The sequence below is a fragment of the Novosphingobium olei genome (genome assembly GCF_012927405.1).
Classification (GTDB): domain Bacteria; phylum Pseudomonadota; class Alphaproteobacteria; order Sphingomonadales; family Sphingomonadaceae; genus Novosphingobium; species Novosphingobium olei.
Window position 1 is genome coordinate 14,625 of sequence record NZ_JABBGM010000006.1, and the last position, 20,162, is coordinate 34,786.

General features: G+C 63.7%; 19 protein-coding genes and 1 tRNA gene. 11 read left to right on the forward strand and 9 right to left on the reverse strand.

Annotation, left to right across the window (positions count from 1 at the left end; all coding sequences use genetic code 11):
• Nucleotides 1-15: 15 nt before the first annotated feature.
• Nucleotides 16-291, forward strand: a complete 276-nt coding sequence (locus HHL27_RS13795) for a hypothetical protein (RefSeq protein ID WP_169494034.1) — start codon at nt 16-18, stop codon at nt 289-291.
• 844 nt (nt 292-1,135) lie between these two features.
• Here HHL27_RS13795 and HHL27_RS13800 read toward each other — a convergent pair.
• Nucleotides 1,136-1,212 (reverse strand) — tRNA-Arg (locus HHL27_RS13800).
• Nucleotides 1,213-1,280: 68 nt separating this feature from the next.
• Here HHL27_RS13800 and HHL27_RS13805 point away from each other — a divergent pair.
• Entirely contained in the window at nt 1,281-2,105 is an 825-nt protein-coding gene (locus tag HHL27_RS13805) for a queuosine precursor transporter (protein WP_169494035.1), read from the forward strand.
• Nucleotides 2,106-2,108: 3 nt separating this feature from the next.
• Here HHL27_RS13805 and HHL27_RS13810 read toward each other — a convergent pair whose 3' ends face one another.
• Complete coding sequence (locus HHL27_RS13810; protein ID WP_169494036.1) at nt 2,109-3,281, reverse strand: helix-turn-helix transcriptional regulator; 1,173 nt, start codon at nt 3,279-3,281, stop codon at nt 2,109-2,111.
• A 390-nt stretch (nt 3,282-3,671) separates the two neighbouring features.
• Here HHL27_RS13810 and HHL27_RS13815 point away from each other — a divergent pair, with 390 nt between their 5' ends.
• Together HHL27_RS13815 and HHL27_RS13820 are read left to right on the forward strand one after the other, a co-directional pair.
• Nucleotides 3,672-4,466: a hypothetical protein gene (locus HHL27_RS13815; RefSeq protein WP_169494037.1), complete on the forward strand. Its 795-nt coding sequence runs from the start codon at nt 3,672-3,674 to the stop codon at nt 4,464-4,466.
• Between the two features lie 21 nt (nt 4,467-4,487).
• Entirely contained in the window at nt 4,488-5,513 is a 1,026-nt protein-coding gene (locus HHL27_RS13820; protein ID WP_240959809.1) for a L,D-transpeptidase, read from the forward strand.
• Nucleotides 5,514-5,549: 36 nt separating this feature from the next.
• Here the strand turns inward: HHL27_RS13820 and HHL27_RS13825 are convergent, their stop codons facing one another.
• Together HHL27_RS13825 and aqpZ are read right to left on the reverse strand one after the other, a co-directional pair.
• The gene (locus HHL27_RS13825; RefSeq protein ID WP_169494038.1) at nt 5,550-7,586 is read right to left on the reverse strand and encodes a M13 family metallopeptidase; all 2,037 of its coding nucleotides are present in this window, start codon (nt 7,584-7,586) and stop codon (nt 5,550-5,552) included.
• Nucleotides 7,587-7,611: 25 nt separating this feature from the next.
• The gene (gene aqpZ / locus HHL27_RS13830; RefSeq protein WP_206069627.1) at nt 7,612-8,328 is read right to left on the reverse strand and encodes an aquaporin Z; all 717 of its coding nucleotides are present in this window, start codon (nt 8,326-8,328) and stop codon (nt 7,612-7,614) included.
• Nucleotides 8,329-8,518: 190 nt separating this feature from the next.
• On the opposite strand from aqpZ, the gene HHL27_RS13835 reads away from it, so the two are divergent.
• Nucleotides 8,519-9,007: an META domain-containing protein gene (locus HHL27_RS13835; protein ID WP_169494040.1), complete on the forward strand. Its 489-nt coding sequence runs from the start codon at nt 8,519-8,521 to the stop codon at nt 9,005-9,007.
• Here the strand turns inward: HHL27_RS13835 and HHL27_RS13840 are convergent, their stop codons facing one another.
• The 3 genes from HHL27_RS13840 to HHL27_RS13850 all read right to left on the reverse strand — a co-directional run bounded on the left by HHL27_RS13840 (nt 9,008) and on the right by HHL27_RS13850 (nt 11,970).
• Complete coding sequence (locus tag HHL27_RS13840; protein ID WP_169494041.1) at nt 9,008-11,407, reverse strand: DUF3772 domain-containing protein; 2,400 nt, start codon at nt 11,405-11,407, stop codon at nt 9,008-9,010.
• 195 nt (nt 11,408-11,602) lie between these two features.
• Entirely contained in the window at nt 11,603-11,830 is a 228-nt protein-coding gene (locus HHL27_RS13845) for a PspC domain-containing protein (protein ID WP_169494042.1), read from the reverse strand.
• Nucleotides 11,827-11,970, reverse strand: a complete 144-nt coding sequence (locus tag HHL27_RS13850; protein WP_169494043.1) for a hypothetical protein — start codon at nt 11,968-11,970, stop codon at nt 11,827-11,829. Before HHL27_RS13850 ends, HHL27_RS13845 begins: the two co-directional genes overlap by 4 nt.
• A 473-nt stretch (nt 11,971-12,443) precedes the next feature.
• On the opposite strand from HHL27_RS13850, the gene rimP reads away from it, so the two are divergent.
• Genes rimP through infB form a run of 4 tightly spaced genes read left to right on the forward strand, consistent with a single transcriptional unit; the run spans nt 12,444 to nt 17,995 of the window.
• Nucleotides 12,444-13,004: a ribosome maturation protein RimP gene (gene rimP / locus HHL27_RS13855; RefSeq protein ID WP_169494044.1), complete on the forward strand. Its 561-nt coding sequence runs from the start codon at nt 12,444-12,446 to the stop codon at nt 13,002-13,004.
• A 5-nt stretch (nt 13,005-13,009) separates the two neighbouring features.
• Nucleotides 13,010-14,641, forward strand: a complete 1,632-nt coding sequence (gene nusA / locus HHL27_RS13860) for a transcription termination factor NusA (protein WP_169494045.1) — start codon at nt 13,010-13,012, stop codon at nt 14,639-14,641.
• Nucleotides 14,622-15,377, forward strand: coding sequence for a DUF448 domain-containing protein (locus HHL27_RS13865; protein WP_169494046.1), 756 nt, complete (start codon nt 14,622-14,624; stop codon nt 15,375-15,377). Before nusA ends, HHL27_RS13865 begins: the two co-directional genes overlap by 20 nt.
• 5 nt (nt 15,378-15,382) lie before the next feature.
• On the forward strand, nt 15,383-17,995 hold the full coding sequence (gene infB, locus HHL27_RS13870) for a translation initiation factor IF-2 (protein WP_206069628.1): 2,613 nt from the start codon (nt 15,383-15,385) through the stop codon (nt 17,993-17,995).
• An 84-nt stretch (nt 17,996-18,079) separates the two neighbouring features.
• Here infB and HHL27_RS13875 read toward each other — a convergent pair whose 3' ends face one another.
• Nucleotides 18,080-18,436: an RcnB family protein gene (locus HHL27_RS13875; protein WP_169494047.1), complete on the reverse strand. Its 357-nt coding sequence runs from the start codon at nt 18,434-18,436 to the stop codon at nt 18,080-18,082.
• 119 nt (nt 18,437-18,555) lie between these two features.
• Between HHL27_RS13875 and HHL27_RS13880 the strand changes: the two genes are divergently transcribed.
• Nucleotides 18,556-19,089, forward strand: a complete 534-nt coding sequence (locus HHL27_RS13880; protein ID WP_169494048.1) for a DUF1697 domain-containing protein — start codon at nt 18,556-18,558, stop codon at nt 19,087-19,089.
• A 2-nt stretch (nt 19,090-19,091) separates the two neighbouring features.
• Nucleotides 19,092-19,514, forward strand: a complete 423-nt coding sequence (rbfA, locus tag HHL27_RS13885; protein WP_169494049.1) for a 30S ribosome-binding factor RbfA — start codon at nt 19,092-19,094, stop codon at nt 19,512-19,514.
• Between the two features lie 17 nt (nt 19,515-19,531).
• Here the strand turns inward: rbfA and HHL27_RS13890 are convergent, their stop codons facing one another.
• Nucleotides 19,532-20,137, reverse strand: a complete 606-nt coding sequence (locus HHL27_RS13890; protein WP_240959810.1) for a YceI family protein — start codon at nt 20,135-20,137, stop codon at nt 19,532-19,534.
• Between the last annotated feature and the right edge of the window lie 25 nt (nt 20,138-20,162).

Below are 20,162 nucleotides of genomic sequence, written 5' to 3' on the forward strand. Positions count from 1 at the left end.
AGAAGGACGAACACGATGACCGACCATAACCACGCCGCGGCCCTCAAGCTTCAGCAGGACGGCGCCGAGATCACTGCGCTGCTGATCGAAAACCTCACCGCTGCCGCGAATCGCGAGGGACGTCAGCTAGAGCCTGCCGATCTCACGCACATGATCGGGCCGCTGCTTTCGGCGACCTGGGCGCTTGCCAAGCAGGCGCTACCGGCCAACGAGCGAGCGGCGCGCCAGCACTATGCTGAATTTCTTCGTCGGTATGCTGATGGGGTGGAGGCGATTCGGCATGAGCCGTGAGGTGTCGGTCGACCTGCCACCCGCAACTTAGCGGCGCCCACCCTTCCGCCGCTTGATGAAAAACTCGCATGCGACCAGCCCAAAAACCAGTACTGAGACGACAATGACGATGGCGGCCAGAATGGACATAAGGCGCTCCGCTTTGCCGGGAGCGCGCTGGTCTCTCTGTCGGCAACAGGCGATCGGGTTTCCAATAACTTTCAGTATCTTAAAGCTGCTCACTTGTCTAATCGCATATGCTGCTCAGGCGTCAGCGGTTCACTACGCTGGCGATGACGTTGGTGCCGATCGCAAAAAGCGCGAGCACCAGCGCGACTATCGCGAGCGCCAATACCCACTCCCCCCCATTCCAATGTGGCAGTTTCATCACAGCCTTTGCCCCTAAGTGTACGTTGTAGAGGCAGTGATGCTCCGCGGCCTCATTTCCCGAATGAGGCAGATTTATATGAATTGTTAAAGCGGGAACCGCTTTGTCGCGTCTGCCGCAGCGAATCTAATTCGCTATTTTGCTGCGAAGCGCTCACAACGTTATCTGTAGTTATGGCAAACCATCGCCAAGTCGCGAAAAATACCATAACTATCGATAACATAAAGACAATCTGGTGGCGCGACCTCTATGCAGCGCGGCCATGAGCGAAGTGATCATTGTTGTCGTGGCTGTCGCCGCATTCCCAGTCGCGTTCGCGATTTCAGAATGGTTCTGCCGGCGTCACGTTGAGCGGAGCCGGTGGCGGAAGTAGGGTTGGCGCCCACAAGCGTATTTCACGTTGTGGGGAGGGATGTGGGTATCAGTCTTCGCCAAAATCCATAAAGCATTGTTATTCTTCTAAAAATAAACAAGGATTGGCGCGCCCTACAGGATTCGAACCTGTGACCACCCGCTTAGAAGGCGGGTGCTCTATCCAGCTGAGCTAAGGGCGCGCGTCCTTGTTCGGGCTTCCCATAAGCGTGCTTTGCGCGCCGTGCAAACCGCGATAGCAAGCTGAGCCATGACCCAGACGCCTCACGATCCAGCAGCCGCGCCCGCCGACCCGTCGCATCTTGCCCGCATCGGAGGCACAGCGGGGGGAAGGCGCCATTTCCGTTACTTCGACGTGATGATGGCCGCCTTCGTTGCCATCCTGTTGCTGTCGAACCTGATCGGCGCGGCCAAGCTGGCGAGTGTTCAGGGGATCACGTTCGGCGCAGGTATCCTGTTCTTCCCTGTCTCCTACGTTCTCGGCGACGTGCTGACCGAAGTGTACGGCTATGCCCATGCGCGTCGCTGCGTCTGGGTTGGCTTCTTCGCGCTGCTGTTCATGGCGATGATGAGCTTCGTCGTCGTCGCCATGCCGCCCGCGCAGGACTGGGGTTGCGCGTCGAGTGCGGACCCGATGTTCGCCGAACTTGTCGCCAAGACATCGCCCGGCACGATCTGCCAGACGACGTATGAATCGGTGTTCGGCAGCACGTGGCGCATCGTTCTCGCCTCGGTCCTCGCCTTCTGGGCAGGCGAGTTCGTCAATTCCTTCGTGCTTGCCCGAATGAAGGTGTGGACCGATGGAAAGCACCTGTGGACGCGCACGATCGGCTCGACGGTATTCGGGCAGGCGGTCGACAGCGCGATCTTCTATCCGGTCGCGTTCCTGGGCACGTGGACCACGCAGGCAGTATTGACGGTGATGGTGACGAACTGGGCGATGAAAGTGTTGTGGGAAGTGGTTCTCACCCCGGTGACCTACGCGGTTGTCGGCACGCTCAAGAAGCGGGAAGGGGTGGACGTGTTCGACACCGACACCAATTTCTCCCCCTTCGCGACTGTCAAGGAAGGCTGAGCGTCAGGCCGCTCTGGACGTGTCCGCTGGCGCGATCAGCGAACGGCGGTAGCGGCCCGGGGGCGTTCCGAACCACGCGCGGAACGAGCGCCCGAACGTCGACATGTCGGTAAAGCCGATGGCGGAAGCGACCTCTGCGAGCGAGAGGCTTTCGCGCCGGATGAGGTCGGCGGTCAGCCGCTTGCGTTCTTCATCCACGATTGCGTGGAAGCTCGTTTTGGCGCTCGCGAGCATGCGCACCATCGTCCGGTTGGATACGCCCTCCCGCCCTGCCACTTCCTTCAGCCGTGGGACGCGGCGATCGCGTGCGAGATGGTCGCACACGATCTGGCGGATTCGGCCGACGACGTCGGTTTCCTGGGCCCGCTGCATCCGGTCGCGGTGCGCCGCCAGCATGGCCCTCCATTCGACCGGATCGTGCTGCGCGTTGGGAATTTGGGCCCAGGATGCGGGAAATTCGAAGCGATCTTGCGCTGCCTCGGTGACAACCGAGCATCCGAAGCTGCGCTCGATCACCCCAACGGTTGCGGTGTGTGAAGAGCGTAGGTGCAAGCAGGCTTCGACCATTCGCGGACCTGCGTAGATCTGCGCCAGCTTGGCCGCGACGATCAGCGCGACAAGCGCGGTGGCGTCGGACACGGGACCCATTTCGACCGGGTGATCCACCTCGAACGCCGCGCGCCCGTGCGGGCCTGTCCGATAGCAGTAGCAAACGTGCGGGATGCCGGCGGAGGCGGCATCGGCCATGATCCCGAATGTCGAGGCAAGGTCTGGCGCGCCAAGCATCAACAGCATGTCAGCGCTGGATACGACGGGCCAGCTCATTTCAGCGAGGCGGCCGGCCAGTGCGGGCAGGTGACCGGCATCGACGATGTTGGCAAGAAGCAGCACGTCGTCCGACAACGTGATCGTCACAGGCAACGCGCCCTGGTGGCCGGCAAGGCCGGTCCCGCGATAGAGCCATTCGGGCCAGCCGAGCCACTGCGCGAAGCTGCGCAACATGCCCGAGCGGACGGGGCGGTCCAGATCGCGTTGCAGCGCAATCAGACCACGCAGCGCCGCCGCCCTGGCCGCGCCGACGAGGGCGGTTCCGTCCGGGACCGGACCCGGTGCCGGCTCAAAGAAGCCCGTTGCCACAGCCACGGGCTCGATGGAATGGTTGGATGGCGGCATCATCAGTCGCGGTCCCCGGATCTGGCTGGACAATCGAGGAAGCGCTGCGCGCCTCTTCAAATTATCCAGCAAAACCAGAAAGATAATTCAGAGCGAAAATTCGTCTTTGTTTTGTCGCGACCGCTTTGTCGGATGCAAAACGACTGCATCCGAGCGTTAAGGGTATATGGTGTGGCGCATTTAGCCAAGTTGTTGCGGAATGCCGGATCATGTCTTTTGGGGAAAGTTGCTGCCGGACCGTTCACCATGACGCGCTGCAGACCAGGCTATCGCATTGCCTCATTTGGCGCGTGTTGCCCATTTTCGGTCGTCATTTGTCAAATGGACTGATGCGTCGGCATCTCTACTGTCAGCTTGCACGCCAATGTCGGGCGGTAACAGGGGACAGCGACGATGCACACCTTCAAGCTTACAACGGGTATTGCAGCCGCCTTGGCGATGGCTGTGCAGGCAATGCCGGTCGAGGCCCAGGCTGGGCTGCCCGGATCGGTGCGCGACCTTGTGGGAGCGAGGGCCGCGGGCGGTGAGCAGGAGATGACCCGGCGGGGGTTCAAGGAAGTGCACACCAGCACAAGCGGTTCGCGCAAATACGGCACATGGTGGAACGAGAACACCAACGAGTGCATCGTCGTGACGACCTATGACGGCCGCTACGAGGCGCTGGCCGTCACCAACCACGAAGACTGCAAGAAGAAGGGCGATGGCGGCAAGACGGCTGCGATCGCCATTGGCGCGGCGGCGCTGATCGGTGCCCTGGCGATCGCCGGCAGCGGTCACAAGGACAAGGACGAAAACTATCGCCGGGCCTACGACCGGGGATACCGCGATGGCTATGACGGACGTCGCTACGACAACTACGACAACAACTCGGGCTATTCAGACGGCTACAACGAGGGCCGGCGCCAGAGCAACCGGCCGGGCGGCGGCAACTGGGGCGGCAATGGCGGTTCGTGGAACAACAACGGCAGCGGGTGGGTCAACGTCAACGATCTGGTGAACCGCTCCACCGGCCAGGCGTGGCGCGAACTGGGATTCCGCGGCTTTCGTGTACGCGATGACAAGTACAACCGCGACGAGCGCTATGCCACGTTCTGGCGTCAGCGTTCCGGCCAGTGCATCATCGTGCGGGCGCGCTACGAGACAGTACGGTCGATCGAGGATACGTCGCCGCGCACTTGCGATCGCTGATAGCGGTCAAGATCCGACGTTATGTCGCACGAAGAAGGGACGCGCCGCGTCAGTCGGTCATTTCCGATGGTCTGTGCGCTGTTGCTTCTGGTCGCCCCTGCAACTGTACAAGCGCAAGGCAGACAGACGTCTTCTCCTGTGGAGTTCGCGCGCGATGCGGACGCGCTTCGTCCCGGTGAGTGGGTCTGGGCTGAAAGCATAGCGCCGGCGGGGCCAGTGCTGATCTACGTCGACGTCGCGCGCCAGATTGCCACGATCTATCGCAATGGCGTCCGGTTTGCGGTTTCGACTGTTTCGACCGGCAAGAAAGGCTACGCAACGCCGACAGGCGTCTTCACCATCCTGCAAAAGGACAAGGATCACAGATCGAGCAAGTACAACAATGCGCCGATGTACTACCAGCAAAGGCTGACCTGGGACGGAGTGGCGCTCCACGCGGGCGGACTGCCCGGCTATCCAGAGAGTCACGGCTGCGTTCACCTGCCTATCGCGTTCGCCAAGTTGTTGTTTGGAACGACGCAGATGGGTGGGACGGTAATCGTCAGCGGAAGTGCTGGCGTGGTAACTACGGCCAGCGAGGCAAGCGTGCTTTCCGATGTTGATCATCTCGGAAAGCCGGCCGAGCATTTGCCGCTCGCAGGCGGGCAGCAATGGCGGTTGGAACCGCAGAAATCGCCGACTGGACCGCTGTCGCTGATCGTGTCGCGCGCTGACCAACGCGTGATCGTATTGCGCAACGGGCGTGAGATAGGTCGTTCACGCATTACCATGCCCGACGTCAGCGACGAAACCCACGTATATACGTTCAGTGCCATCGTTGAGGGCAAGTACCTGTGGACTGTCGCGGGGGTTCCCGGCCATGGTCAGGGCGCGAGTGACCGGGTGCAGCCGTGGCTGGCTGAACGGATCGACATTCCGGCTGAGTTCCTTTCACGCGTGCGGTCACAACTTCAGCCGGGCGCATCGATCCTCGTGACGGACGCACCAGTGCTCAAGAGCAACAGTGGAAGGCACATGACTGTACTGGCATCGGCCGCCGACAGGTAAGGCGAGCAGGGTTCCAGCGGCTACGGCGCCAAGTAATCACCAGATCTTCACGCGCTGATCGGGCGGCAGGTAGAGCTTGTCGCCCGGCTTGACGCCGAAGGCATCATACCAGGCGTCGATGTTGCGGACGACGCCGTTGACGCGGAACGGGTTGGCGCTGTGATTGTCCGACAGAGCCTGGCGGCGCAGTTCCTCGGGCACGGTGACATTGCGCCAGACTTGTCCCCACGACAGGAAATAGCGCTGATCGCCGTTGAGGCCGTCGATCACCTTGTCCTGCCCGCCCAGCTTGTCGGCGACATAGCGTCGATAGGCGTCATAGGCGATCGACAGCCCGCCCAGATCGCCGATGTTCTCGCCAAGGTTCTGCTTGCCGTTGATGTGGGTGCCGGGCACAGGCTCGTACTGGTTGTACTGTTCGATCAGGCCGGCCGTGCGTTTGTTGAATTCGGTGCGGCTGGCGTCGGTCCACCAGTTGCGAAGACGGCCGTCGCCGTCCGACTGGCTTCCGGAATCGTCGAAGCCGTGACCGAATTCATGACCGATCACCGCGGCGATCGCGCCGAAGTTCACGGCCGCATCAGCCTTGGGATCGAAATAGGGTGGCTGCAGGAATCCTGCCGGGAATGTGATCGAGTTGAGCGAGGCCATGTAGCCTGCGTTCACTTCCTGAGGATGATATGGCCACTCCCAGTCGCGACGTCCCTCGAGCAGCAGCGCACGCTGGTCGTCACGGCTCCAGGCTTCCTTGCGCCGGACATTGCCGAACAGGTCATCGGGCCGGATGACGATCGAGGAGTAATCGTGCCACTTTTCGGGAAAGCCGATGTGCTGGCTGACTTTCGCAAGCTTGGCTTGTGCCTCCGCGCGCGTCGCGTCATCCATCCATGGAAGCGCAGCGATGCGGTCGTGGAATGCCGAGCGCATGTAGCCGATCATCTCGGAAACCTGGGCGCGGTAGCTTTCGGGGAAATGGCGCGCGACATAGATGCGGCCGATCTGCTCCCCGACCAGCCCGTTCGTGCTGGCGATCGCGCGTTGCAGCTCCGGGCGCCGCACCTTGATCCCGAGAAGCTTGCGACTGTGAAAATCGAAGTTAGCCTCTTGCCAATCGCTGCTCAGCAACGGTGCTGCACCGTCCAGCAATGAAAAGCGCATGTAGTCGCGTACGGTGTCGACAGGGGTGGCCAAAGTCAGCGCCACGATGTCCTTGATGGCGCTGTCCGTGCGGACGTTGATCTTCGGGGAAACATCCAGTCCGCCAAGGCCCGCCAGGAAGGACTTCCAGCCGACGCCCGGCGCATACCGGTCCAGTTCGGCGAGAGTCATCGGGTGGTACATCTTCTCTTGGTCACGCAACCGGTCGAGCGGCCACTGCCGGCGGGCTACCTCGATCTCGAAGGCAAGCGCCCGGTCCGCGCGGCCTTCTGCATCGTCGAATCCGCCGCGCTTGAACGTTGCAGCCATGTAGTCGAGCAGGAGCTTGCGCATCGTCGCGTATGGTTCGCCATCGCCCAGATAGTAGTCGCGGGCGGGAAGCGTCAGCGGCCCCTGCTGCAGTGCTGCAAGATTGCTCTTCGGATTGGCAGGGTCCGCCAATACGCCACCAACAATGACGCCGCCTTGCCCAGGCTGGGTCATCAGGTGGAACAACTGCGCGTGGGTGCGCGCTTCGTTCAGCAACGCGAGGTCCGGCAAGATCGGCTTCATGCCGAGTGCGTCAAGCCGGGCCTGATCGGAGAAGGCGCGGTAGGCGTCCGCGATTTGTTGCTCCGGCGAGTTGCGAGCATGCGCTTCGCCAAGCAGGTCGTTGATGATGGCGCCGACGCGCTGCTCGTTCGCAAGATAGATCCGGGTCGGATCGTCGTAGCTCGTCAAGCCTTGCGGAATGACGGCGGTTTTGAGCCAACCCTCGTTGACGTAGGCGTAGAAATCGTCGCCCGGGCGGATGGTTGTCGAGAAGTTCTTCGTCTCGACCCCCCAGGTCCCGAACTGCGGGGCATCGGAAGCGAAGGCTGGCGCGCAGAGCACCATGACCGCGGCTGCCGTGGCGAAAAGATGACGAGTTTTCATGACGATCGTCCTGTTGAACAGACGCTCAGTTCCCCGAGACTTCCGTGGGAGTGGGCATATCGGGGCTCAGCAGGCGATAGGCGACACCGCCCAAGGCTCCGCCAATGAGCGGAGCAACCCAGAACAGCCAGAGCTGCTGCAGCGCCCAACCACCGACGAACAGCGCCGGGCCGGTGCTGCGCGCAGGGTTGACCGAGGTGTTGGTCACCGGGATCGAGACCAGGTGGATCAGCGTCCGGCACAGGCCGATGGCGATCGGCGCAAAGCCCTTGGGGGCGCTGCCATGCGTGGCACCCATGATCACGAACAGGAACGCGAATGTCATCGCGACTTCGGCGACAAAGGCAGCGCCTTGCGAGTAGCCGCCCGGCGAGTGCTCGCCAAAGCCGTTCGAGGCGAAGCCACCGGCGAGGCTGAAATCCGGCGTGCCGCTGGCGATCGCATAAAGCACGCCGGCCCCGAAGATCGCACCCGACACTTGCGCTGCGATGTATCCAGGAAGATCGGATGCGCTGAAACGGCCGCCGGCCCCGAGACCCACCGAGACGGCGGGGTTCAGGTGGCATCCCGAGACATGACCGATCGAATACGCCATGGTGAGCACTGTAAGGCCAAAGGCCAGGGATACCCCCGCAAGGCCAATGCCGACTTCGGGAAAGGTCGCGGCAAGCACGGCACTGCCGCAGCCACCAAGCACCAGCCAGGCCGTTCCAAGAAATTCCGCAATCAGTCGCTTCGCCATCATCAGCCCCCAAACCGCGCACGCCAGATACGCGGTGGAGCGTAGTCCTGCCGGGCGTGTGCCAGTATAGGGCAAATGGCGTCACAGCGTGGGCAACACGTGACACGCTGGCCGGCGTTGTTCGCATCCGGTTGACACCAGACCTTCCTCGAGCACACGCCTGTGCACCTGGAAGGCGGAAGGACACGTCATGACACATGATCGCTTGCTTGCACTCGCTGCGGTTCTGTCGGGGGCTTGGCTCGTCGGCGGCTGTGCGGCCGATGCAGTACCGTTGCCGACAACGGCGATCGCGCCGGCTCCCGCTTCGCCCGGCGGTCTGACCGGGACGAGCTGGCGGTTGGTCGAGGTACAATCGATGGACGATGCGCAAGGGACGTCCAAGGTGGGCGAGCGGGTGTACGAGATCGACTTTGGCGCCGACGGCCGCGCTGCGCTGAAGCTGGACTGCAACCGGGGTGGGACGAGCTACACGGTCGTGCCGGCGAGTGAGCCCGGGGCGGGCAGTGTCACGTTCGGGCCAGCGGCATTGACCCGGGCGATGTGTCCCCCGGGATCGCTGGACACCAAGATCGCGCGTGACCTGCAGTACGTGCGCGGTTATCGCGTAGCTGGCGACACGCTGTCGCTTTCGCTGATGGCAGACGGCGGCATCTATGTGTGGAAGCGCGTACCCTGATCAGGCTGAAAAGGGGGCTTCGGATGCGTTGCGCAGGATCACTTCGCGCTGGGGGAAGGGTATGGTGATTCCCCTCTCCACGAAGAGGCGATAGATCTCCATCCGCAGTTGCGATCGCACGAGCGGCGCAGCGGCCACGTCTTCCACCACGCACAGCAGCTTGAGCACGAGCGCGCTGTCGTCAAACCGGTCCAGCACGACGAGCGGCGGAGGCTCGAGCACGACCGCCGGCACGGCGCGGGTCGCATCGGTGATCGCAGCGAAGGCACGGCCGAGGTCGGTGCCGTATGCCACGCCGACTTCGAGATCGGTGCGCCCGGTGCGGTCGGCCAGCGTCCTGTTGCGGACCGCGCCGGTTATGATTTCGGAATTGGGAATGATGACGTCGTCCATCGCCAGCGTGCGCAGGCGGGTCGATCGCACCGATATCTTCTCGACCGTGCCGGCAAATCCGCCAACCTCGATCCAGTCGCCGACGCGGACCGGGCGCTCGACGAGCAGGATGATCCCGCTGACGAAATTGGCGACGACACCCTGCAGGCCCAGGCCCGCGCCTACCGAAAGCGCGCCCGCGACGATGGCGAGACTGGAAAGGTCGAGACCCGCCGAGACGATCGCGGCGAGCAGCGACAGCAGCAGTCCGGCGTATCCGATCACCGTCAGCAGCGCGGATTCGACTCCACGTTCCAGCTCAAGTGCGCGGAACAAGCTCAACTGGATGATCCGTTGGATCCACTTCGTGACGCCGTAGCCGATGGCGAAAACGGCAAAGAATACCAAGACGTCGCCCGCCGAGATTCGGAACGCTCCGATCGCCACGCCATTGCGCAAGGTCGTGAAGAAGTCGCCGATGGTTGCTGCGCGGATGGCCCAGACCATGGCGATCACGGGAATGCTGACGGCGGCGATCACGACGGCATACAGCGCTGGCAGCAAGCGGATACCATGGCGAGACTCCGTGCCGGTCCGTTCGATCACGGCGTTGGAGATCATCGTCAGCCGCCAAAAGGTCAGCAATCCGAGCCCGATGACGGCGAGTGTAAGCAGCGTGGGCATCAGGAATTCGCGTGCCAGTTCGACATAGCCGGCCGCGCCGGCCACGAGCCCGCCGATGCCGATCAGGCGGATCAGCCACGCGATGTGAAGCCGGACATCGATCGCGCGCAGCTCGCCGGCCCCATCTCCGCGGGCAAGAGGAGAGAGGATCTCGGCAAGAAGCCATAGCAGAATGCTGCTCCCCACGAGCACCGGGAAGGCGAGAACCGCCTTTACCGCAGGCGAGAAGGGGTAATTCTGGCTCGCGGCTTCCACGGCGATTTCCCCAACCAGCGCGAGGCCGAGCAGCGTCACCAGAAGCACCGCCCGGCGCGCCGCCGCGTCGCTGACCGCGATGAAGCGCTGTTCGGCCGTGCTTGGCGAGAACAGGCTTCGCCCAACCCAAAGCGCAAAAGTGAGCAGCACGCCCGCAGTGGCGACGAGGCTGATGATGGCATAGCCTGCATCGACCTTGGGGACGCGCGTCATCACCACGAGCACGACGATCAGCACGATGGCGGACGGGATGATCAGCGTGCCGACATCGAGCAGGAATGTCAGCAGGATCGCGCCGCCACGGCTCTGGGCGCGGACAAGCGCACCGCCGAGGCGCACGCGGAAGGCGCGCTGGACGGCAATCGCGACATAGAGGCCGACCGTGGCGAGCATGGCGGTCAGCAGCAAGCCGAGCGTAGAGGGGCTCTCGGTTCTTCCGTCCGAAGGCTTCAGTTGCTGCCGAAGCCTGGCGTAGGCAGAAGCGAGCTCTGCCGGAGTTCGGGACCATGAGACTGGCGAAAGAGGCGTCGGCTCGCGGGCGAACAGGTCAGTCGATGTCTTGCGCGTGATCCTCTGATCAATCTCGCCAATGAGAACGTCTGCCGTAACCTGGGCGTCCTGCGCTTCGAGCAGGGGCGCGCGGGCAATCTTGATCTGCGCTTCCAGTTCCGCTCGCTTGTCGGCGGCCCACGCGGGCTCGGTCTGATCCTTTCCGGGAGTTGGTCCCAGCGCGGCGAGTTGGGCTTCAAGAATGCGCAGTGCCACGCTGGGTGTCTGCGCGGCGCGGAAGGCCTGTTCCCGATCAGCGGCGAGAACCTTGCGCATGGCCTCGAGCGGTTTGATGTCTTCCGGCACTGAAGGCGTCGCGAGCAAAACCTGCCGCGCCTGCACCGCATGGCGAGACCACAGATCGAGGTAGGTTGGCGGTGCTGGACGCGCGGAGATTGCCGGAACGGGCTGGGGGGAGGTTGTCTCCCCCACAGCCTTGGCGGCAGAGGCCTGCGCACTCAACGGGATCAGTGCCGCAAATACTGCGGCAAGAACGGCCGTGATGACACGGATGCGCGTGGCGATGGCAGCTGTCGGCACGACGATGATCCCTCCGGGATGACGAGGCAATCATCGTTGGATGCTTAGGGAGAGGCAACGATCAGCGTCGGATCGTCCACAGCCGCAGCGCAAGTGCCGAAGTGGCAATCGAAAAATCGGGGCCGCGGACACGTCCAGGAACCGGGATGGGGCTGGCGGCGTGTCGCGCGGCGGGGAGGCCGGCTAATGGAAGGCTCAGTCCGCGATCAGGCCAATGGCGAGATAGACCAGCAGCAGCGAACCGAAACCGGCGAGCGTGCCGATCACCCAGGCAATGCGGACGAGGGTGACGTCGATGCCGAAATAGTCGGCGATGCCGGCGGACACACCCATCAGCTTGCCGCGCTGCTTGTTGAGGCGGAAGCCGCGGCGCGGCGCTTCGAGGGGGCGAACGGACGAGTCTTCGAAACGCAGGTCGGTCATGCGACGTACTCCATGGAGTGGGCGGCGGCAGGCGCGCCGGCCGAGGGGACGGAAACGGTGCCGCTGATCAGCGTCAGAGAGAGCGCGAGTGCGACCGCGGCGGTGGCGACATGGGCGGAGAGAGAGCGGATGGCAGTCATGGTCTGGGTCCTTTTAAACTGATTGGGTGGGCGATCCGTGGGTGAACCGCCGATGCACAATGCTTTGCAGAAGCCGTGCCAAATCTCGAAAGTCGCAGAAAACCGGGAAGATGCGGACGACCCTACTTTTGTGAACATCAGTTGAATGCCAAATATTGGCGTCATTCACCGATCATTTGGTAAACCCGATTCATGCCCTGACTGGCAGTGGATGGGCAGGGAGCCGGCCGTTCCCCCTTTTCGGCAGGCGACGATCGTGGGTACGGGTCCTCGTCGCTTCCGGAGAAATCCGGCGGCTCCCGACATCTGGCCGTGAAGTCAGGGTCTTCACGCTTGCAATTTCGCAAGCATGGGCGTATCTCGCCATCAATCCCGACATTGTTGAGGCAAAGTCAGGGCTGGCGCCGCGAGGGGCCGGCGCCGGATGGCTTTGGCCATGTCGGCTGGATGCATTTGGAGCAGGTACTGGAAATATGGCGGATATCGCGCGGATTATCGAGGTTGTGGAGCCGGAGGCCAAGGCGCTCGGCTTCGATCTCGTGCGCGTGCGCTATTTCAAGGGCGGCGAGATCGGCGACGAGGAGCACACGCTCCAGATCATGGCCGAGCGGCCCGCGACCGGCCAGCTGGTGATCGAGGACTGCGCCGCGCTCTCGCACCGCATTTCCGATCGCATCGATGCGCTTGAAGAAGCCGGCGATGTGCTGATCGAAGAGGCCTATCGCCTCGAGGTCAGCTCGCCCGGGATCGATCGTCCGCTGACCCGCCCCAAGGACTTTGCCGCCTGGATTGGGCACGAGGCGCGGATCGAGCTGTCCGAGCTGATCGACAATCGCAAGCGCTATCGCGGCGATCTTGTCGGGTTCGATGCCGAAACGCAGACGATCTCGATCGACGACGAAGGCACCGTTTTCGAAGTTCCCTTTGGCCTTGTCGCCAATGCCAAGCTGATTTTGACCGACAAGCTTATCGCCGCTTCCCGGCCGCTCGATACGAGCGGTGCGGATGAAATCCTCGAAGAACAGGAAGACTGAACGTCATGGCCAGTGCGATTTCCGCCAACCGCGCCGAGCTGCTCGCCATCGCCAACTCGGTGGCCTCGGAGAAGATGATCGACAAGTCGATCGTCATCGAGGCGATGGAAGAGGCGATCCAGAAGTCGGCCCGCAACCGTTATGGTGCGGAGAACGACATCCGTGCGAAGCTCGATCCGCGCACCGGTGACCTGCGCTTGTGGCGCGTCGTCGAAGTGGTCGAGCACGTCGAGGACTACTTCAAGCAGGTCGATCTCAAGCAGGCCGAGAAGCTGCAGCCCGGTGCCAAGATCGGCGACTTCATCGTCGATCCGCTGCCGCCGGTCGATCTCGGCCGCATCGACGCGCAGTCGGCCAAGCAGGTGATCTTCCAGAAGGTCCGCGATGCCGAGCGCGATCGCCAGTACGAGGAATTCAAGGACCGCGCCGGCGAGATCATTACCGGCGTGATCAAGTCGGTCGAATTCGGCCACGTGATCGTCAACCTCGGTCGCGCCGAGGGCGTGATCCGCCGCGACCAGCAGATCCCGCGCGAAGTGCCGCGCGTGGGCGAACGCGTCCGCGCCTGGATCATGAAGGTAGAGCGCCAGAACCGTGGTCCGCAGATCTTCCTGAGCCGCGCGCATCCTGAATTCATGAAGAAGCTGTTCGCGCAGGAAGTGCCCGAAATCTATGACGGCATCATCGAGATCAAGGCTGCGGCCCGCGATCCCGGGTCGCGCGCCAAGATCGGCGTGATCAGCCGCGACGGTTCGATCGATCCGGTCGGCGCGTGCGTCGGCATGAAGGGCAGCCGCGTCCAGGCCGTCGTGCAGGAACTGCAGGGCGAAAAGATCGACATCATCCCCTGGAGCGAGGACACCGCGACCTTCGTGGTGAACGCGCTGCAGCCCGCGACCGTGAGCCGCGTGGTGATCGACGAGGAAGAGAGCCGCATCGAGGTCGTCGTGCCCGATGACCAGCTTTCGCTCGCCATCGGTCGTCGCGGCCAGAACGTGCGCCTTGCCTCGTCGCTGACGGGTTCGGCGATCGACATCATGACCGAGGCGGAAGCTTCGGAGAAGCGCCAGAAGGAATTCGCCGAGCGCTCGAAGATGTTCGAGGAAGAGCTCGACGTCGACGAAACGCTGTCGCAGCTGCTCGTCGCCGAGGGCTTCAGCGAGCTCGAGGAAGTCGCCTATATCGACATCGCCGAACTGGCTGCGATCGAAGGCTTCGACGAGGAGCTCGCCGAGGAACTGCAGAGCCGCGCAACCGAAGCGCTCGAACGTCGCGAGGAAGGTCAGCGCGAGGAACGTCGTGGCCTTGGCGTCGACGATGCGCTCGCTGAACTGCCGCACCTGACCGAAGCGATGCTGGTCACGCTGGGCAAGGCGGGGATCAAGACGCTCGACGATCTCGCCGACCTGGCGACCGACGAGCTGATCGCGAAGAAGCGCGGTGGCGAACAGCGTCGCCGCAATCCGAGCCCCGAACGGCGCGAGCGTACCGAGCGCGAGCAGGACAAGGGCGGCGTGCTGGGCGAATACGGCCTGAGCGAAGAGCAGGGCAACGAAATCATCATGGCAGCGCGTGCGCACTGGTTCGACGACGAACCGGCAACTGAGGAGGCCGCCGATGCGGAATCCTCGCAATGACACGCTAGGCGCCGAAAGGCCGAAGGCACGCCCGGCGGGGGAGACCCTGCCGGAGCGCAAGTGCGTTCTTTCCGGCAGCCACGGCGGCCGGGACGAGCTGCTGCGCCTTGCGATCTCGCCCGATGGACTGGTCCTGCCCGACCCGCTGGCGCGTGCGCCGGGGCGAGGGGCCTGGCTGGGTGTTGCACGGGCCGACCTTGAAAAAGCGATTGCCAATGGCAAGCTTAAGGGAGCGATGGCGCGCGCGTTCAAGGGTGCGCCGCTGACCATTCCAGATGACTTGGCCGTTCGCATCGAAACAGCACTTCGGCGCACGCTGACCGACAGGTTGGGGATTGAACTGCGCGCGGGCAACATCCTGCTCGGCACGGAAAAGATCGCACAAGGATGCAGGGCTGGCGCCGTGCGCTTGCTCGCGCACGCCAACGATGCCGGAAGCGACGGGCCCAACAAGCTCGCACAGGCGTGGCGGGTGGGCGAAGAGGCCGAAGGCTCGGGGCTCAAGGGCACTATCTTGCCGCTGGACCGGGCGGCGCTGTCTGTGGCATTGGGCCGCGACAACGTCGTGCACCTGGGCGTAACCGATGCCGCCGCGGCCGAGCGCATAGCCGGCCATTTGCGGCGACTGACACGTTTTCTCGGGGTTGGGAATGAAGGCCTCGTTGAGGCCGACTCCGCCGCTCCGCCATCCGATGGCGCCGCGGCGAACGACGATATTGATACGAAGGGCGAATAAGTTCGATGAGCGATGACAAGAAGCCGACGCTGGGCCGCAGGCCGCTGGGCCTGAAGACTTCGGTCGAGGCCGGCGAGGTCAAGCAGACCTTCAGCCACGGCCGCACCAACAAGGTGGTGGTCGAGGTCAAGCGGCGCAAGCTGATGGGCCGCCCGGGCGAGGCTGCGGCCGCGCCTGCCCCCGAAGTGGCGAAGCCTGCCGCTCCGGCGCCTGCTGCCCCCGTCGCTCGTCCGACTCCGCCTCCCCCGCCGCCGGTATCGCCCACCGCGTCGCGCGAGACGCGCCAGGAGCTTCAGGCCCGCCTGCTGCGCGAAGCCGAAGAGGCGCGCCTTGCCGCGCTTGAGGCGGCCAACCGTCGCGAACACGAAGAACGTCAGCGCGCGCAGGAAGAAGAGCGTCGCCGGGCGGAAGAAAACCGCGCGCAGGAAGCTGCCAAGTCTGGTGAGCCAGAGGCTGCTCCGGTCGCGGAAGCTCCGGCTGCGGCCGAGCCCGCGGCTGCGGCTGCGCCTGCTCCCGTTGCTGCAACGGCTGCGGAAGCGCCGGCTGCTGCCGCCGCCCCGTCTGCAGAGCCTGCGGCCGAAGCCGCGACCGAAACCAAGGCTGCCGCGCCGGTCACGCCCGCGCCGCGCCGGTTCACGCCGGTTGCTCCGGTCAAGCGCCCCGAACCTGCTGCCAAGAAGCCGCAGCCGCCGGCACGCGATCGCAAGGGCGGCGATGAGCGCCGTGGTGGCAAGCTGACCGTCACGCGTGCGCTCAACGAGGACGAAGGCGCCCGCGCCCGTTCGCTCGCCGCGCTCAAGCGCGCTCGGGAAAAGGAACGCCGTGCGCACTTCGCCGGCCAATCGCAGCCGCGCGAGAAGCAGGTGCGCGACGTGGTCGTGCCTGAAGCGATCACCGTGCAGGACCTGGCCAACCGCATGGCCGAAAAGGCCGCGGACCTGGTCAAGGCGCTGTTCAAGATGGGCATGATGGTCACCATCAACCAGACCATCGACCAGGACACCGCCGAACTGCTGGTCACCGAATTCGGTCACAACATCCAGCGCGTGAGCGAGAGCGATGTCGATATCGACACCGCAGCCGACGTCGATGCCGAAGACACGTTGCAGCCGCGTCCGCCGGTGGTCACGATCATGGGCCATGTCGACCACGGCAAGACCAGCCTGCTCGATGCGCTGCGCGGCACCGACGTGGTTTGCGGCGAAGCCGGCGGCATCACCCAGCATATCGGCGCCTATCAGATCAAGACCAAGGGCGGTGACCACATCACCTTCCTTGATACCCCGGGCCACGAAGCCTTCACCGAAATGCGCATGCGCGGTGCCAATGTCACCGACATCGTCATTCTGGTGGTTGCGGGCGACGACGGGCTGATGCCGCAGACGATCGAGGCGATCAACCACACCAAGGCGGCCGGCGTGCCGATGATCGTGGCGATCACCAAGGCCGACAAGCCGGAATTCAACCCGCAGAAGATCCGCGAACGCCTGCTCGAGCACGAAGTCATCGTCGAGGCGATGTCGGGCGACGTGCAGGATGTCGAGGTTTCGGCCAAGACCGGTGCGGGTCTCGACGATCTGATCGAGAAGATCCTTCTGCAGGCCGAACTGCTCGAACTGAAGGCCAACCCCGATCGCGCGGCCGAAGCCACCGTGATCGAGGCCAAGCTCGACAAGGGCAAGGGTCCGCTGGCGACCGTGCTGGTCAACCGCGGCACGCTGAAGGTTGGTGACATCCTCGTCGTGGGCACCCAGTCGGGCCGCGTTCGCGCCATGCTCGACGACAAGGGACGCCAGGTGAAGGTCGCGCCGCCGTCGCTGCCGGTTGAAGTGCTGGGCATCGGCGGCGTGCCGATGGCCGGTGACACACTGACCGTGGTCGAAAACGAGGCACGTGCCCGTGAAGTTGCCGCCTACCGTCAGGAGCAGGCGACCGCGAAGCGTACGGCAACGGCACCGACCAGCCTGGAGAACATGTTCTCCGCGCTGGCGGCAAAGGCTGCGGTGATCGAGTATCCGCTGGTCATCCGGGCCGACGTACAGGGTTCGGTCGAGGCGATCGTCAACGCGCTCAACAAGATCTCGACCGACGAGATCAAGGTTCGCATCCTGCAGTCTGGCGTGGGCGCGATCACCGAGAGCGACGTCAACCTTGCCCAAGCAAGCGGCGCACCCATCGTGGGCTTCAACGTCCGTCCCAACGCCAAGGCGCGCGAGCTTGTCGAGCGCAACAAGGTGCGGATGAAGTACTTCGACGTGATCTATCAGCTCACCGACGACATCCGCTCGGAAATGGCGGGCGAACTCGGGCCGGAGCGTATCGAAACCGTCGTGGGCCGCGCCGAGGTCAAGGAAGTGTTCCCCGCGGGCAAGAAGGACAAGGCTGCCGGCCTGCTGGTGCTCGAAGGGTTCATCCGCAAGGGCATCAACGCCCGTCTTACGCGCCAGGACGTCATCGTCAGCAAGACGGTCATCGCTTCGCTGCGTCGCTTCAAGGACGATGTGCCCGAAGTCCGCGCCGGCCTGGAGTGCGGCGTGGTGTTGCAGGACACCAACGACATCAAGCCGGGCGATATGCTTGAAGTCTTCGAGGTTGAGGAACGCGCCCGTACTCTGTGACGGCGGGGCCTCGCTTTCCGCGATGCACAAAGGAAAAGGGGCGACCTGCGCAAGCAGGCCGCCCCTTCTTCTGTCAGCTTTCGCTTAGAAGTTGTTTGCGATTACCGAGGCGATGATGCCGCTGCTGATCGCGACCAGCAGCGCGTCGTTGCCCGAGCGCACCCAGTGGTAGCCGCGCGGCGGCGGGCCAAGGCGGCGATACTGGCGATAGTCGACCACGCGGTAGTTGGGCGCGCGGCTCGACACGAAGCGCTGGCCCTTGCGGAACGGATTGCCGTGCGCCTTGGCGCGGACGCTGGCGCCATGATTGCGGTCTGCACGCACGTTCGCGTGCGCGCTCGGCCCGCGGCGGTCGTCGTTACGATGCGGCTGGGCAAATGCAGGCGTCGCCAGCGGCAGCGTCAGCGAAAGCGCCATTGTGGCAACAACGGTCTTCTTCATGGTGGTCCCTTTCCTGTGGAGGATCGTGGGGGGTAACGCACCGAAACCTGGCTCTATCCGTCCGAAAGTGTGGCATTGTGTCGCAGGACGATGAACGAACCTGACAGCCAAGGCACCGAATGAGACGCGCGGCTTTCCTTTCCAGCATCAACGTGGGTGGCAACCGGCTCGGCATGGCCGAACTCAGGGAAGGTCTTGTGGGGGCGGGTTTCAGCAATGTCGAGACGGTGGTTGCCAGTGGCAATGTGCTGTTCGATCACCCTAATTCATCCGACATCGCCGTTAGCGAACTGATGACGGCAACTATTCTGGAGAGATTTGCCATCCGCACGTTCGCAGCGGTTCGCACGGTGCAAGACGTGCGTGCAGGTGTCGAAGGCAACCCCTTCACCGGCATCGGCGCGGACAATCTGGTGCACACGCACTTTCTTGAACGGCAACCGGACGAGGCCGCATTCCAGCGCCTTTGCGCCGACCACGCGGGACGCGGTCCCGAAAGGCTCGCAATCGGCGAGCGCTGCCTCTATATCGATTACGTCGATGGCGTCGGCAATTCGAAGCTGACTGCCGCGTTCATGGAAAAACGGCTGGGATGTCGCGGCACCGCGCGCAACGTGCGCTCGCTTGCCCGGATCCTCGCGAAAATGAGATAGCCTTGGCCCGTCAACACACCACTCCCGAAACTCGCTCGGTCCGCTTGCTCAAAGTGGGTGAGCAGGTGCGCCACGTGATTTCCGAACTTCTTGCGCGGCAGACCGTGCATGACGATGTCCTGACCGGGCACACCGTTTCGGTGACCGAAGTGCGGATGTCGCCCGATCTGCGTCATGCCACGGTCTTCGTGAAGGCCCTGCTGGGCAAGGACGAGGACGAGGTGCTCAAGGCGCTGCGCACGAATACCGCATTCTTCCAGAAGGAAGTCGCCGGCAAGCTGAAGCTCAAGTACGCGGCGAAGATCAAGTTCCTCGCCGACGAGAGCTTTGACGAGGCCAGCCGGATCGACATGCTGCTGTCCGATCCGCGCGTCCAGCGCGACATCGGTGCCGATGAAACCGAAGAGGACGACGGCGCGGCCTGAGCCTCAGGCTAGCCGGGTCAGGCGGGGACCATCTGTGCGTCGATGGTGATGGTCACTTTCCGGCTGACGATCAGGCGATAGGCCGTCATGCCGAAATCGGTACGGTCGATCGTCGTTCGTGCCGAGAGATGCATCGGCTGCTGCCCGTTGGCCTGTGCTGGAGGGGCGGTGAAGGTGACGGAAAGCCGCGCCGGACGGGTCACGCCGCGCGCGGTGAGATCTCCATCGACATAGGCGGTGACGGGGCCGGTCATGGCCATGGTCCGTCCGAGGAACCGCACTTCGGGATAGTGAGCCACGTCGAAGAAGTCGGCGCCTTTGAGCCGGGCGAGCGTGACCGAATCCCCGGCCTGCAACGCCCGAGCATCGAGCTGGACGTCCAGGCGGATGGCATCGAGCCGGGCTGGATCGATCTGAATTCCCCCGCTCATGGAGGGAAAGCGCGCCGTCTTGCTGGCAATGCCGAAGAAGCCAACGCGGGCATGGACGCTGCTTGCCTGGGCATCGAGCCGATAGCGCAAGGGCTGGGCGGGGGCGGAAGATGCCGGCAGGGCGGGGCTTGCGCAAAGCAGGGGGATGGCGATGGCGGCGATGGCCCGGCGGGTGCTGGATCGGTGCATCATCAATCGGCGATCCTTGCTCTGCGAC

What these genes read in the sequence shown, in the direction of transcription:
- HHL27_RS13795 (WP_169494034.1), top strand. Translation starts at nt 16, where the DNA reads ATGACCGACCATAACCACGCCGCGGCCCTCAAGCTTCAGCAGGACGGC.
- HHL27_RS13805 (WP_169494035.1), top strand. Translation starts at nt 1,281, where the DNA reads ATGACCCAGACGCCTCACGATCCAGCAGCCGCGCCCGCCGACCCGTCG.
- HHL27_RS13810 (WP_169494036.1), bottom strand. Translation starts at nt 3,281, where the DNA reads ATGATGCCGCCATCCAACCATTCCATCGAGCCCGTGGCTGTGGCAACG.
- HHL27_RS13815 (WP_169494037.1), top strand. Translation starts at nt 3,672, where the DNA reads ATGCACACCTTCAAGCTTACAACGGGTATTGCAGCCGCCTTGGCGATG.
- HHL27_RS13820 (WP_240959809.1), top strand. Translation starts at nt 4,488, where the DNA reads ATGTCGCACGAAGAAGGGACGCGCCGCGTCAGTCGGTCATTTCCGATG.
- HHL27_RS13825 (WP_169494038.1), bottom strand. Translation starts at nt 7,586, where the DNA reads ATGAAAACTCGTCATCTTTTCGCCACGGCAGCCGCGGTCATGGTGCTC.
- aqpZ (WP_206069627.1), bottom strand. Translation starts at nt 8,328, where the DNA reads ATGGCGAAGCGACTGATTGCGGAATTTCTTGGAACGGCCTGGCTGGTG.
- HHL27_RS13835 (WP_169494040.1), top strand. Translation starts at nt 8,519, where the DNA reads ATGACACATGATCGCTTGCTTGCACTCGCTGCGGTTCTGTCGGGGGCT.
- HHL27_RS13845 (WP_169494042.1), bottom strand. Translation starts at nt 11,830, where the DNA reads ATGACCGACCTGCGTTTCGAAGACTCGTCCGTTCGCCCCCTCGAAGCG.
- HHL27_RS13850 (WP_169494043.1), bottom strand. Translation starts at nt 11,970, where the DNA reads ATGACTGCCATCCGCTCTCTCTCCGCCCATGTCGCCACCGCCGCGGTC.
- rimP (WP_169494044.1), top strand. Translation starts at nt 12,444, where the DNA reads ATGGCGGATATCGCGCGGATTATCGAGGTTGTGGAGCCGGAGGCCAAG.
- nusA (WP_169494045.1), top strand. Translation starts at nt 13,010, where the DNA reads ATGGCCAGTGCGATTTCCGCCAACCGCGCCGAGCTGCTCGCCATCGCC.
- HHL27_RS13865 (WP_169494046.1), top strand. Translation starts at nt 14,622, where the DNA reads ATGCGGAATCCTCGCAATGACACGCTAGGCGCCGAAAGGCCGAAGGCA.
- infB (WP_206069628.1), top strand. Translation starts at nt 15,383, where the DNA reads ATGAGCGATGACAAGAAGCCGACGCTGGGCCGCAGGCCGCTGGGCCTG.
- HHL27_RS13875 (WP_169494047.1), bottom strand. Translation starts at nt 18,436, where the DNA reads ATGAAGAAGACCGTTGTTGCCACAATGGCGCTTTCGCTGACGCTGCCG.
- HHL27_RS13880 (WP_169494048.1), top strand. Translation starts at nt 18,556, where the DNA reads ATGAGACGCGCGGCTTTCCTTTCCAGCATCAACGTGGGTGGCAACCGG.
- HHL27_RS13890 (WP_240959810.1), bottom strand. Translation starts at nt 20,137, where the DNA reads ATGATGCACCGATCCAGCACCCGCCGGGCCATCGCCGCCATCGCCATC.